Here is a 12,644-nt window from a genome sequence, read left to right as displayed (position 1 = left end):
CAGCGCAGCGGCAAGAGAAAGCGACCAACAAAACAGCAACTTGAAAGATGACGGGAATATCAGGAGTGTTTAACTACTATGAATAGATCCGAACAAAAATTCAATGCCAATGAAAGTGTTATAAAAGTAGATGGAAAAGATGTAAAGTTTTTTACCTCTAAACCCCTAGAGCCAATTAAGGATAATGAAAAGAAAAATCCGGTGGTCTTAGTGCATGGTACTGGCGGAAGTACACAGATACATTTCAGTTCTCTGTTTCAATTACTTGCTACAGAACACTGGGTTATATCACTGGATTTTACTCAACCAGTAAACGCAGACGAAACGCTGACTCTTGAACACCTTGGAAAGCAGGTCGAAGCCGTTATTGAAGCAGCGGCATCAGGAGAGTCGGTCACACTGATTGGTTATTCTTTGGGTGCAGCCGTTGTTGCTGCTGTTGCCGCTAAACGTCCGGATCTGGTTCGTAATTTAGTTCTGATCGCAGGATGGATGCAATCAGATTTACAGCTAAAACGATTTGCTGCTGTCTGGCATCAGTTATATGCAATCCAGTCACCCGCTATTACCGACTTTATGATGTATTGCGCGTTCAGAGGTCCCTGTCATGTGAACATGCTTCCAGACCAAATTGCACACGGATTTGAAAATACCCATCCGGGGGAATTTGATGCATTGCAAATAACTCTTGATGCCCAAGTTGATATCACCCAACTGGTTCCTGCCATAAAAGCCACAACTCTGATTATTGGTTGCAAATATGATCACATCATTCCTACTTACCATAGCAAAGCACTTTTTGGTGCAATTCAGGATGCACGTTATACAGAGATAGAGTGTGGGCACGCAGTCATTTATGAACGCCCTTTCCAGTTAGTGCAGGTTATTGACCAGTTCTGTACGGCCCCTTCGTTTTATCCTGCCGGAACTATTATCCCTACAGATCAGCCATAATCTCTCTTACCCTCTGGAGAACTATGATGAATAAAAGTACACCAGACCATAATCGACAAACAGATATATCGCGGGCCACTGATGTAGAAATTATTATCATCGGCGCAGGCTTTGCTGGCCTTGGTATGGGAACCCGGCTTAAGCGCAGATCTCAGCACAGTTTTCTTATTCTCGAACGTGCCAATGATGTCGGAGGCACCTGGCGCGCTAATACTTACCCCGGCATAGCCTGTGATATCCCTTCACATCTTTATTCGTTTTCATTTCGTCCCAACCCTGACTGGTCTCATGTTTTTTCACCGGGACATGAAATACTTGCCTATCTTCAAGCTACAGCCAGAGATGAAGGGTTATGGCCCCATATCCGTTTGGGCGCCAACGTTAAAAAAGCTTACTGGGATAACCAAGAAGAACGCTGGGTAATTGTCACAACCACAGGGGTTTTCAGTGGCCGCTTCTTAGTCGCAGGCACCGGGCATTTAACAGATGAAAATATTCCACAGATTGAAGGACTGAACAGCTTTACTGGGGACGTTTTCCATTCAGCCCGTTGGAAACATCACATCCCTCTTCAAGGTAAACGCGTGGGTATTATTGGATCGGGTGCTTCAGCAGCACAAGTAATTCCTGAAGTGGCTAACAATGTCTCTGAACTCGTTATTTTCCAGCGCAGCGCCCCCTACGTCCTACCGCGTCCTGACCGACGTTATTCAGAGGCTGAAAAGCAGTTGTTCCGACGCGATCCAGAGTCTATTTCTAGTCTTCGTTCAGATATATTCTGGCACTTTGAATCTCTGTATCCCGCTTGCCGTTCTATTCCGCAATATTTGGCAGAATTAAAACGTATAACTTTCAATCATCTTAAACAGCAAATCTCCGATCCAGAATTACGCATAAAACTCACCCCCAATTACGAACCTGGTTGTAAAAGAATCCTGTCCGCAAACAATTATTACCCTGCCTTTCTCCGAGATAACGTTCAACTCGAAACATCAGCCTTAAAGCAAGTTGATGGACAAAATGCAATCTCAGTGTCTGGCAACAGTTATCCACTTGATGTACTTATCTTCTGTACTGGTTTTCAAGCCACCCAGCCGGCTTATACCCATCTGGTTCATGGTCGTGATGGCTTTAGCCTCGCAGATCACTGGACCCAAGGTATGGAAGCTTTTGCATCAACCGCAGTTACAAGTTTCCCAAATCTATTTATTATCAACGGGCCAAATGCGACGCTTACCCATAACTCAATTATCTACATAATTGAATCTCAAATAGAATACATTCTTGGCGCTATTGAATACAGCAGGCAAAATAGCAACTATGTCCTTGAAGTTTCTGCCGAAGCTCAGGAGCGTTATGTAACTGAATTACAAAATCAGATTAAAGATACGATATGGGTTAGCGGTAGCTGTACAAACTGGTACCTTGATCCCCGAAGTAAGCGTCTGACACTGGTATGGCCGGATTTTGCTCATACGTTCAGGAAACGTAATAGCAATTTTGATCCTGCTCCCTATATACATCACATTACAACATAACCAATAAACACCAAAAGCAATGAGCTCGGATATTCATTATTGAATTGGCAAAGGACTTTTCCCCTCGAACTTAGTCCTTTGCCAATATTAATTAATCGCTTTAGAACGGTTTGGTCGGTAAATATTTTCCATCTAGTGTAATTACAGCCCGCGAGCCGCCATTAGGGTCATCGACCTTTTTGATATCAAGTTTGAAATCAATCGCACTGATAATGCCATCACCAAACTCCTCATGAACCAACGCCTTCAGCGTTGAACCATAAACTTGCACCATTTCATAGAATCGGTAAATAGTCGGATCAGTCGGTATACCACCGGGGATACTGCCACGCACAGGGATAGTTTGCAGCAGACGGAGAGCGTTTTCGCCAAGTTCAAGTCGCTCAACCACAATCTTCGCGGCACTTTCAGGCAATGGGTGCTGACCAAGCAGTGCAGCAGTGACGAATACGAGACTTAGGCCAGTTCCTTGGGCAATATCCTCAAACGTCAAATTTTTGCGTGTCTTAGCGTCGATGATAGCATCGGTAAGGATCTGGCGGGGCATTTGGGAATATTGTGATTGTGTCATGATGATTCCTTTAGATTGATGAACTATTCAAGTACCGTGGTAAAACACGGATTACGTTGCAGAAACATGCGGATAGTCCGCAAGAGAAACAAATTGACCAACCAAACCGTCTTCGGAGTACGCGATAAACAAAGTACGCGGATTTTGGCTGGTGGCAAGCCGTTTGAAAAGCTCGTAACGCTTTGGAAATACCTCGTGCTGGAATTGTAAAAAGCTTTCAATAATATCCTGCATGTCTTCACTACTCCATCGTGATCGGTAAGAAAGCGGATGGATAAAGAATGAACGAATTTATTTATAGCGTCAAAGATCGAATTTCTATCATCTCTATAGTATTTTCCAATAGTTTATTGTCATTCTGCGGCGACGTATTTGTTTTTTGTTGTTTGCATCTTATAAACGGCAAATGATATAGACGGGCAAAACTTACGAATGATTGCCTATATAAATTTCGTTAATAAACGCCTAGTATGTCAAGCATATAGCCACTCACGCAGAATATATACCCAATAGATTTCAAGTTGCAGCGCGGCGGCAAGAGAACGCCTCCCCAGGAGCATAGATAACTGTGTGACTGGGGTAAGTGAACGCAGCCAACAAAGCAGCAGCTTGAAAGATGAAGGGTATAACAAATTAACTAAGTAAAGACTTTGCAACGCGAAGCCATATTGATTTGTACTTCCAGAAACAGGGGATCACACCACGCATTGCAATTGAGGCCAACTCCATCAGTACAATCGTAGAAATTGTCCGTCGGGGGCGACTCGCGACTCTGTTACCTGATGTCATAGCCCACGAACAGACCAGGCTTTATTCCATTGCAATTCGACCTACGTTACCGCAACGCAATGCCGTACTGTTGTGGCGCCGTGGTGCATATCGAAGTGCTGCGAGTCAGGCATTCGCCAATCTAATCACGCACCGTTTCGATGTACACCAAGAAAGTGACGATTTCTGATAAATAGAAAACACATCTCATCTGGCGGCTTCCCTTTAAAGTCACCTATTTTGTGAAGAAGAGCGGCAACATAATAGTGAAAAACAAAAACTGCTAGCGCAGACAGATAATTAAGGAAGCTAAATAGTGTCTCAATTATCATCAACAAGAAAAGCGGTTGGAGTCCCCTTGCAAGGTAAAAATGGGCGGTTTGTCCAAACCGCCCCGATGCAAACAATGGAAAACGCCTGTATTACTTACTACGGACTGGCAAACCTATGCCACGAACGCCATCCTGCGGCAGAACTAGCACAGCCACCGACCAAGACGGCAAAGTGACAGAACCATCCTCAGCTATTCTGATACCCGCCGCCAGAGAAACACTGCCCAGTTCGCTCTGAATATCATTCAACTTCAATCCCCTGACGTTAAGATCTCTCACCGTGGCCGGCTGCGACGCAGCATTAATCATCACCACCAAACCGTCAAACCGTAAATCTCGGTCATCATTAGTGGTATTACCATCATCTATCGTCATCACTAACAGTCCAAGTTGCTGATGCGGCCCGACGTTGCGAAAATCAATGCGTTGCTTAACTGATGCACCATCCCCCAAAACCATCAAGGGTGAAAATTGACGTAAACGCACCAGTTCCTGATAGAAAGCGGTCATCTGTAATAACTCAGTTTGCCCCGGCTTATCTACTGCGTTTTTCACTTGTTCAATCAATGCATAGTTTTCGCCGTCACCGATTTGGCCCGGCATCCCAACATCATAGTTGTTGTCCTGATAGGTGTAGCTAACACGGTTAAACCAATCACCGGCATTATAGGAATCACGAGTAAAAGACTTTGAACGCAGTAGCTCCGATCCATGTTGGGAAAAAGCCAGTCCCTGCCCAAGGAACGTGGTAGCGAGGGATACCGCCTGCATACGAACCCGTGTCGCTAAATTCGCCTCACGTGAAGCTTTATAACTGATGATGTCCCACAATGTCTGGTTATCGTGCTTGGAGACATAATTGATTACTTCAATCGGATCAGCGGCATAACCAGCTATAGCCCCTTTGTAGTCAATTTCTCTACCAGTTTTCACCGCCCCATTTTTATCAATCAACACAAAATCAGCCAGATTACCCGCCATACCAAGGCGTACCAGATCCGCCAGATGACGTACTTCATCAACGTTTAACCCAGTTATTTCGTTCGGTAGTGTGCCCGCACCGTTACCCACACCTTGGTTAATGCGAATACTGGCAGCGGAATCGAACGGTCCGCCACCTCGCACCGCGTCGCGCAGTCGATCAGAGAAAGTGCCAATCCCCGTGCCTTTAAGATTAATCTGTGAAGCAATCTCGAAACGGTCATCTTGCCCAGAGTTCCAACCTTCGCCCAAAAAGTAGACCGATGGGTTAATCGTTCGTACCTTTGCCAACGCCGATAACATCTGAGCCTTGGGATGGAAGCCCATGAGGTCAAATCGAAATGCATCTATCTTATAATCCTTAACCCAAGTCACCAAAGAGTCTTCAATGAGCTTAGCGAACATACGGTGTTCTGGCGCTGTATCGTGACAACAAGTGTTGGATTCAACATTACCGCTAATTTCATTCAGACGATGATAATACCAAGGGACGACCTTATCCAACACGGAAGATCTGTCTGTTGGACCCGCAGCATTGGTGTGGTTGTACGCTACATCCATGATTACATTCATTCCCAGCTGTTGCTTGATAGCTTGAACCATAGCGCGAAACTCTTTTATGCGTACTGAACCTTCAGCATCAGTGGCATAAGAACCTTCCGGCGCCGAGTAATGGAACGGATCGTAGCCCCAGTTATAGGAGTCGGTTTCTGCAATCATTGCATTCAGCTCTTGTACCTGCGGGTTATTAGCGCTGTCACCACTCTTCAGCTCCTGCAACACTTCGCCCACAGTCTGTAAGCCATTACAGTAAGCAGTAAAACGGCTGTTCCTCACCGCCGCATTGACCTGACATAAACGACTGAATGGGTGATTAAGATCAGCCACTTGGTTGCTAAATTCATTAATGGAAGCCACATCAAATACAGGTAATAGCTCCATATGAGTAACCCCAGCCTGACTTAGCGCCTTGAGATGTTTGAACATATCGCTGTTATTCGCTGTCAAAGCCAGGTATTTACCACGCCAAGCTTCCGGTACCGTGCTGTCTGCAATGGAGAGATCACGGACATGAGATTCGTATATTGTCATACGCGCAATATCCGCCGGTGTACTTTGCGAACGCGGCATAATCAAGCTATCCCAGTTCTGTGGTTTCAACGCTTCGTCATCCAGGTTAACAACTTGACTGTATTCCGAATTCGTAGACAAACTGTGTGAATAAGGATCGGTAACGACATAATGCTCCACGTTGCGGGAACGTGGGTGGTACACCGTTAAAGCGTAGCGGTAGTAAGCCCCGATCAAATCTTTATCGCCTTGCCATGACCAAGAGCCGCTAGCAGGATCACGGTTCATTGTATGATTGGCGATAACTTGTTTATTTGCATCATAGATAACCAACCCAACATGCTGAGCCGTAGGCGCCCACAAGCGGAAGGTAACACCGGCATCGTTGATTAATGCACCATATTCCAGTGTGTCCGCTGCGCTGGCAAAGCGGTCGTCCAACACGCCAGCCGTTTGTACTTGAGTAGCCGATAATAGTAAGCCCTCTTTGTTGGTCGCCAACGCCACCAGATCGCCAGTAAGTAACGTATCAACATCCACGTCCGTTGGCAGGTGGAATGCTGTCAACTTCGCCAAATGAGGGAATCGATCTGCCGTTTTCTGGCTTAGAGTTGTCGGTGTTAACATCAGATAGCCATCAGTGAAGTTTCCTTCGTCATTCGCTTCTACCTTACCGTTCCGGTTGTAATATAAGCGGACATAAGGCTTATCTGCTCCGCCCGACCATAATAGAGTCCGGCTATCAACCCAATGTGCCGAAGCTTGAGAAACGCCAAACACAGAATTAAAAGCTTCCGCACGACTGCCATAGATTTGATGATTACCTGGTATCACAGAGACGGTACGGTTACTAAAATCAGAGAAGGAAATTTTCAGATCATTGTCGATCAATTTATTATTGTTACCATCACGCACAATAACATTGATACAACCCTCGTTCTTAGTTAAGGGTACTACCCAGTAAGGCCCATAACTATCGCTACCTGTAGGAGTTGCACTGATATCATCCCAGCTCAATGAGGGAGAATCTAAGGCGTCACAGCTTTTATCGTTCCATAGATAAAGTGTGTTAGTGCTGTAGTCATGATTTGTTGTTGGACTTTGACCTAATTTAGCAATGTCCACCAAGTGGATCACTGCCTGAAAATTGCCAGCAATAGCAGCCTCACTAGGTACCTTATTAGGAATATACGCCATCGGCTCCTCCGGGGATTTGGGTAAAGAACTATTGTTATCACAGCTTGCCAGTAGTAAAACAAATGTACTGCTTAATAGGGCTAGGTAAGCCTTTTTCCAAAAATGCTCCACCATAATCAGACCTTTTTAATAGAAATAAATCATCGATGATACTATTGTTAATAAAATAAGAATGAAATATTAAATAATGTCTCAGACAGGTCAACATCCTCCTACACCTAATACAAAGAGGGAGGAGAACGCAGGGGGAGCTGTTTTTTCGTGACATTGCGCACGATAATAATGTAATTATCTTTTATTACATAAGACTGGTGTGAATTTATATGTATTACTTCATACATTATATACTCGGGTAAATCACTGTTATACCCTTCATCCTTCAAGTTACTGCTTTGTTGGCTACTTTCACTTATCCCAGTCACATCGTTATCTATGCTCCTGGGAATGCGTTCACTTGCCACCGCGCTGCAAATTGAAACCTATTGGGTATATTATCAACCAACCTTCCATTAGAATAGGTAATTAATATCGAGAGAATATTCACAGGCTGTAAAATAGAGCTACCAGTTTTCAGTTTATCATGATATTGCGTTAATAAATTCGCGATACGTTGAGTTTGCAAAACTGATGAATCCAATATTGCAATAATTTCATCATATTGCTGATTTTTCATTAGTCGCAGTGCACTCTGGTTATAACTCATAATCGCTGTCAAAGGCTGGTTTAATTCATGAACGATCCCTGTTGCCACTTCATCTATCGTATTCAGGCGAGTGAATTCAAAGAAATGTGCCCGTAAATCAGAAGCCTTTCTCAGTCTTCTATTTTTCTGAATTAAAAAGATAAAATAGATAATTACTGCCCATAAAAAACTGAGACAAGTAATATAACCCCATGGCAGTTTAGCATAGGGAAAATTAATACATACACAGGAATCTCTTGTAATCCGACAATTTGCGGAAAATTTTCCTGTAACTGCTTTAATCCGATATTCGCATCCATGAGCGAAACAATGGCATCATGCTGTGCAAGCTTTTCGCTCAATTCTCGATAAAGAATATTAAATGAAACAGTTTGTTGTTGATAATTTTGATTTAATGAATGATTAATCATTCCCAAAGCGGTCAAGACAGTTAATATAATCCACGCAAAAAAATGCCACCTATGATTACCTGAAAAGATATCTTTCATGACGTTAAAGACGTAATCAGAATATATATACCCAATAGATTTCAAGATGCATCGCGACGGCAAGGGAGCGAATCCCCGGGAGCATAGATAACTCTGTGACCGGGGTGAGTGAGTGCAGCCAACAAAGAGGCAACTTGAAAGATAACAGGTATAAAGGAAATGGCTATCAGATTCCAGTACTGGGTTAGCCTTGTTCATTTTACCTACACATTTTTTAACCTAAGATAAAACATTGACATAGGGAAAAGGCGAGTATTTATAGAGATTTCCGCTAAGTAATTGAAGGTAATTAGAACGCTATTTAGTGAACAGACCATATGAAATGATTCTCGTTCAATAAACTCACAAATTTCACCCTAAAAAATACCAATATTATCAATCAATTAATTAAATTCCCCATAATTATTTCCTATTTGATCAGAAAAAACGCTTTACAATCGATAGTGATAATTATTATCATTCGTATCGCTTTCAGATGAACCACCTTCAGGGGACATATGAAGGCACGACATTGCTCACATTGCTTCCAGTGTTTACTTTAGCCAGCCGGGTGCTGGCTTTTTTTTATTGGATCAATGCGATCATTATTGATTCAAAATATTTGAATTATAAGGTTATATTTTTAAGATTTTATGCTCTCTCCTCTCAATTAGACTGTAAAAAAACATTGAGGAGAACTGAATATGATCTATTTACGTAAAGCATCAGATCGCGGTCATGATAACCATGGATGGTTAAATAGTTGGCATACCGTCTCATTTGCCAACTACTATGACGCCAACTTTTTGACATCCTCCCCCACCTTCGCACTTCGTGACTCAGGAGCGAGATATAAGGCGCATTGGATAAATCCCAAATAAACCTCACCCATACGGATGAGGTTTAAAAAATTTGCAATTACAGTTTAGGGCCTGCTTTTACCAAAGCTTCCCCTGCCGGGGTATCCGTGTATTTATCAAAGTTATCCACAAAACGGTGTGCTAAGTCTTTCGCCTTCTCTTCCCACTGAGATTTATCTGCATAAGTATTACGTGGATCAAGAATATTGGTATCAACACCAGGCAATGCAGTAGGAACTGCCAGCTCGAAGATCGGTAATTCGATAGTCTCGGCTTCCTCAATATCACCACTCAAAATGGCATCAATGATCCCACGGGTATCTTTGATAGAGATTCGTTTCCCCGTCCCATTCCAGCCAGTGTTTACCAAATAAGCTTTAGCTCCTGCGGCCTGCATACGTTTTACTAATACCTCTGCGTATTGGGTAGGATGCAGAGTCAAAAATGCAGCACCGAAACATGCTGAGAATGTTGGCGTTGGTTCAGTCACACCACGTTCTGTACCTGCCAGTTTTGCCGTGAAGCCAGATAAGAAGTGATATTGAGTCTGCTCTGGTGTCAGTCGGGATACCGGAGGTAACACACCAAATGCGTCAGCCGTCAGAAAGATCACTTTGGTAGCATGTCCCGCTTTGGAAATTGGCTTAACAATGTTTTCAATATGGTGGATAGGATAAGAAACACGCGTGTTTTCGGTTTTTGAACCATCATTGAAATCAACTGCGCCATCTGCCAGTACAGTAACATTTTCCAGCAATGCATCACGTTTAATCGCATTGTAGATATCCGGTTCCGCTTCTTTGGACAGATTGATAGTTTTTGCGTAACAACCACCTTCAAAGTTAAATACACCGTCATCATCCCAACCGTGTTCGTCGTCACCAATCAGTTTACGTTTTGGATCAGTAGAAAGTGTGGTTTTACCTGTACCGGACAAGCCGAAGAAGACAGCAACATCCCCCTGTTCTCCAACATTGGCAGAACAGTGCATTGAAGCAATCCCTTTCAATGGCAACAGGTAGTTCATCATTGAGAACATCCCTTTTTTCATTTCGCCACCGTACCAGGTACCCCCGATCAGTTGCATACGCTCTGTCAGGTTAAATGCAACAAAGTTCTCAGAGTTCAAACCCTGCTCTTTCCATTGTGGGTTAGTGCATTTTGCACCGTTCATCACAATAAAGTCAGGTTTGAATCCAGCCAGTTCTTCATCTGATGGACGGATAAACATGTTTTTAACGAAGTGAGCCTGCCACGCAACTTCAGTAATAAAGCGGACTTTCAGGCGTGTATCTGCATTCGCCCCACAGAAAGCATCGACAATAAACAAACGTTTTCCTGAAAGTTGTTTAGTGACCAGCCCTTTTAGATGTGTCCATGTTTCCTGATGTAATGGCTTGTTATCATTCTTGCCTTTCCCCTGATCAGACCACCATACGGTATCACGGGTTACATCATCACGAACAATATACTTATCTTTGGGAGAACGACCAGTGAAGATCCCCGTATCGACAGCTACAGCCCCCAGGTTGGTCAGAGTGCCACTTTCGTAGCCTTCGAGTGAAGGTTCAGTTTCTTCTGAAAATAACAGCTCATAACTTGGATTATAAACAACTTCGCTAACATCATGGATTCCGTAGCCCGCGAGTTCCTGCGGGGTAATGCCTTTAACACTCATGTTATTGCTCCTGGGTAGTCACACTTTTTCTGTGAGCAATAATAAATAATTACGATTAATTAACAGCGATTGTTATCAAAAAATTGAAAACCTATCATTTTTTTAAGGTTAATTTGAGGCGAAATGCACGAAAGGAAGACTTTGAATATTATGGATATTGGCAGAAAGGCGCGAACCCGCGCCCTAAAAGCTGAAACAGATTAGTGTAATCGACCCTTTTTTTCCGACCTAATTGCAGTGATATCATCAGCATCAAAAATATAGTGTGTACCACAATACTCACACCCCATGTTAATGTTGCCATCTTTCTGCAAAATATGATGAATATCTTCGTCAGAAAGTGTCACTAACGTGTCAGCACAACGTTGACGGGAACAAGTGCAACGAAATTCAACCGATTGCGGCTCATATAATGTCACATCTTCTTCATGATAAAGACGATGCAGAATCTCTTTAACTTCCAGTGAGAAAAGTTCTTCACCTTTAATGGTAGCAGTAAGTTGCACCAGATGATCAAATGCTTCTGTACTATCCTGTCCCGCCGTCGGCAGAACCTGTAATAACATACCCGCAGCAGCGATACTTCCATCCTGAATACCGGTACGGATAAACAGACGGGTTGGTAACTGCTCAGACTGTCTGAAATAATCATCCAGACAGTCCGCCAGAGTTTCACCTTCTAAAGCAACCACACCTTGATAACGCTCACCATGCGTTGGGGTAATCGTAATTACCATATAACCTGTCCCAACCATCTGCTTCAGGCCGCTGTTTTCAGCAATTAATCCATCAATACGAGCAACACCACGCATCTGTTGCTGGTGATTACCATTAATCACGGCCAGTTTCACCGGCCCATCTCCCTGAATCTGAACAGTAATATCTCCATCAAATTTCAGTGTCGCAGTTAATAAACTGGTTGCTACTAACAATTCTCCCAATAATTGTTGTACTGACTGCGGGTAATCATGATCTTCCAGAATATGCTGGTAAGTTTCACTGGCTAAAACCAGCTCACCACGTACAGAATAATTCTCAAATAAAAAGCGGTGTAATTGGTCTTGTTTAGACATAAATATCTCTCATCTTTATGAGCAAGCTATTCCAGCTCACTCAATTTAGTGTTCTTAAACTTAATCAGCGTGCGCCTTTCTTTTTTATCTGGCCGACGATCAGGATGAGGCATAGTTAATGCATTCATTTTACGCGCTATTGCCATTTTCTCCCGGTTAGCCATACTTGCTTCAGTTTCTCGGTAAAGTAACTGAGCTTCTGGCGCACTGCGCCGAGAGCTGCTTAATGCAAGAACTTCAACAATACGTTCATCATTACCCTGACGTAGTTTAATCTCAGCCCTCAGTTCAACCAATTTACTCGGTTTACTTCTTTGACCATTATAATGAACTTTACCACCATCTATCATTTCCCGTGCAACAGCCCGCGTTTTATAAAAGCGGGCAGCCCACAGCCACTTATCCAGACGGACAGCTTGATCGGAGTCTGAATTATCCTTCATCTTTATCT

The 12,644-nt window shown here is 43.3% G+C and carries 10 protein-coding genes and 3 pseudogenes; 5 read left to right on the top strand and 8 right to left on the bottom strand.

Annotated features, from left to right (window positions below; genetic code table 11):
* Positions 1–78 precede the first annotated feature (78 nt).
* Positions 79–954, top strand: a complete 876-nt coding sequence (locus EAE89_RS17380; RefSeq protein ID WP_149617445.1) for an alpha/beta fold hydrolase — start codon at positions 79–81, stop codon at positions 952–954.
* Between the two features lie 26 nt (positions 955–980).
* Positions 981–2,492, top strand: coding sequence for a flavin-containing monooxygenase (locus EAE89_RS17375; RefSeq protein ID WP_214086307.1), 1,512 nt, complete (start codon positions 981–983; stop codon positions 2,490–2,492).
* 100 nt (positions 2,493–2,592) lie between these two features.
* On the opposite strand, the gene cynS is transcribed toward EAE89_RS17375, so the two are convergent.
* Together cynS and EAE89_RS17365 are read right to left on the bottom strand one after the other, a co-directional pair.
* Positions 2,593–3,063, bottom strand: coding sequence for a cyanase (gene cynS / locus EAE89_RS17370; RefSeq protein WP_054478734.1), 471 nt, complete (start codon positions 3,061–3,063; stop codon positions 2,593–2,595).
* A gap of 51 nt (positions 3,064–3,114) precedes the next feature.
* On the bottom strand, positions 3,115–3,297 hold the full coding sequence (locus tag EAE89_RS17365; RefSeq protein ID WP_054478732.1) for a hypothetical protein: 183 nt from the start codon (positions 3,295–3,297) through the stop codon (positions 3,115–3,117).
* 174 nt (positions 3,298–3,471) lie between these two features.
* On the opposite strand from EAE89_RS17365, the pseudogene EAE89_RS23755 reads away from it, so the two are divergent.
* Positions 3,472–3,625: pseudogene (locus EAE89_RS23755) on the top strand (type II toxin-antitoxin system HigB family toxin); the annotation flags it as partial.
* A 90-nt stretch (positions 3,626–3,715) separates the two neighbouring features.
* Positions 3,716–4,021 (top strand): annotated as a pseudogene (locus tag EAE89_RS17360) (LysR substrate-binding domain-containing protein); the annotation flags it as partial.
* A gap of 232 nt (positions 4,022–4,253) precedes the next feature.
* Here EAE89_RS17360 and pulA read toward each other — a convergent pair.
* From pulA to EAE89_RS23750, 3 genes are all read right to left on the bottom strand, one after another.
* On the bottom strand, positions 4,254–7,526 hold the full coding sequence (pulA, locus tag EAE89_RS17355; protein ID WP_149617405.1) for a pullulanase-type alpha-1,6-glucosidase: 3,273 nt from the start codon (positions 7,524–7,526) through the stop codon (positions 4,254–4,256).
* Positions 7,527–7,842: 316 nt separating this feature from the next.
* A complete protein-coding gene (locus tag EAE89_RS24190; protein WP_338049382.1) occupies positions 7,843–8,115 on the bottom strand; it encodes a hypothetical protein in 273 nt (90 codons plus the stop codon).
* A gap of 152 nt (positions 8,116–8,267) precedes the next feature.
* The gene (locus EAE89_RS23750) at positions 8,268–8,603 is read right to left on the bottom strand and encodes a hypothetical protein (RefSeq protein ID WP_054478727.1); all 336 of its coding nucleotides are present in this window, start codon (positions 8,601–8,603) and stop codon (positions 8,268–8,270) included.
* Positions 8,604–9,286: 683 nt separating this feature from the next.
* Here EAE89_RS23750 and EAE89_RS17345 point away from each other — a divergent pair.
* Positions 9,287–9,421 (top strand): annotated as a pseudogene (locus EAE89_RS17345) (pirin family protein); the annotation flags it as partial.
* A gap of 79 nt (positions 9,422–9,500) precedes the next feature.
* On the opposite strand, the gene pckA reads toward EAE89_RS17345, so the two are convergent.
* The 3 genes from pckA to hslR all read right to left on the bottom strand — a co-directional run bounded on the left by pckA (position 9,501) and on the right by hslR (position 12,636).
* Positions 9,501–11,120, bottom strand: coding sequence for a phosphoenolpyruvate carboxykinase (ATP) (pckA, locus tag EAE89_RS17340; RefSeq protein ID WP_054478725.1), 1,620 nt, complete (start codon positions 11,118–11,120; stop codon positions 9,501–9,503).
* Positions 11,121–11,320: 200 nt separating this feature from the next.
* A complete protein-coding gene (gene hslO, locus EAE89_RS17335; RefSeq protein ID WP_149617403.1) occupies positions 11,321–12,193 on the bottom strand; it encodes an Hsp33 family molecular chaperone HslO in 873 nt (290 codons plus the stop codon).
* Positions 12,194–12,219: 26 nt separating this feature from the next.
* Positions 12,220–12,636 (bottom strand): ribosome-associated heat shock protein Hsp15, encoded by a 417-nt coding sequence (gene hslR / locus EAE89_RS17330; protein ID WP_054478721.1) that lies wholly within the window; start codon positions 12,634–12,636, stop codon positions 12,220–12,222.
* Positions 12,637–12,644 lie beyond the last annotated feature (8 nt).

Origin of the sequence: Photorhabdus heterorhabditis (assembly GCF_018448905.1) — a bacterium.
Taxonomy (GTDB): domain Bacteria; phylum Pseudomonadota; class Gammaproteobacteria; order Enterobacterales; family Enterobacteriaceae; genus Photorhabdus; species Photorhabdus heterorhabditis.
Note: the sequence above shows the minus strand (reverse complement) of the source record. Positions and strands in the feature narration are given on the sequence as shown.

Excerpts from the sequence above, each read along its gene's own strand:
- cynS (WP_054478734.1), bottom strand. The coding sequence starts at position 3,063 with ATGACACAATCACAATATTCCCAAATGCCCCGCCAGATCCTTACCGAT.
- EAE89_RS23750 (WP_054478727.1), bottom strand. The coding sequence starts at position 8,603 with ATGAAAGATATCTTTTCAGGTAATCATAGGTGGCATTTTTTTGCGTGG.
- EAE89_RS17375 (WP_214086307.1), top strand. The coding sequence starts at position 981 with ATGAATAAAAGTACACCAGACCATAATCGACAAACAGATATATCGCGG.
- EAE89_RS24190 (WP_338049382.1), bottom strand. The coding sequence starts at position 8,115 with ATGAGTTATAACCAGAGTGCACTGCGACTAATGAAAAATCAGCAATAT.
- hslO (WP_149617403.1), bottom strand. The coding sequence starts at position 12,193 with ATGTCTAAACAAGACCAATTACACCGCTTTTTATTTGAGAATTATTCT.
- hslR (WP_054478721.1), bottom strand. The coding sequence starts at position 12,636 with ATGAAGGATAATTCAGACTCCGATCAAGCTGTCCGTCTGGATAAGTGG.
- pckA (WP_054478725.1), bottom strand. The coding sequence starts at position 11,120 with ATGAGTGTTAAAGGCATTACCCCGCAGGAACTCGCGGGCTACGGAATC.
- EAE89_RS17380 (WP_149617445.1), top strand. The coding sequence starts at position 79 with ATGAATAGATCCGAACAAAAATTCAATGCCAATGAAAGTGTTATAAAA.
- EAE89_RS17365 (WP_054478732.1), bottom strand. The coding sequence starts at position 3,297 with ATGCAGGATATTATTGAAAGCTTTTTACAATTCCAGCACGAGGTATTT.
- pulA (WP_149617405.1), bottom strand. The coding sequence starts at position 7,526 with ATGGTGGAGCATTTTTGGAAAAAGGCTTACCTAGCCCTATTAAGCAGT.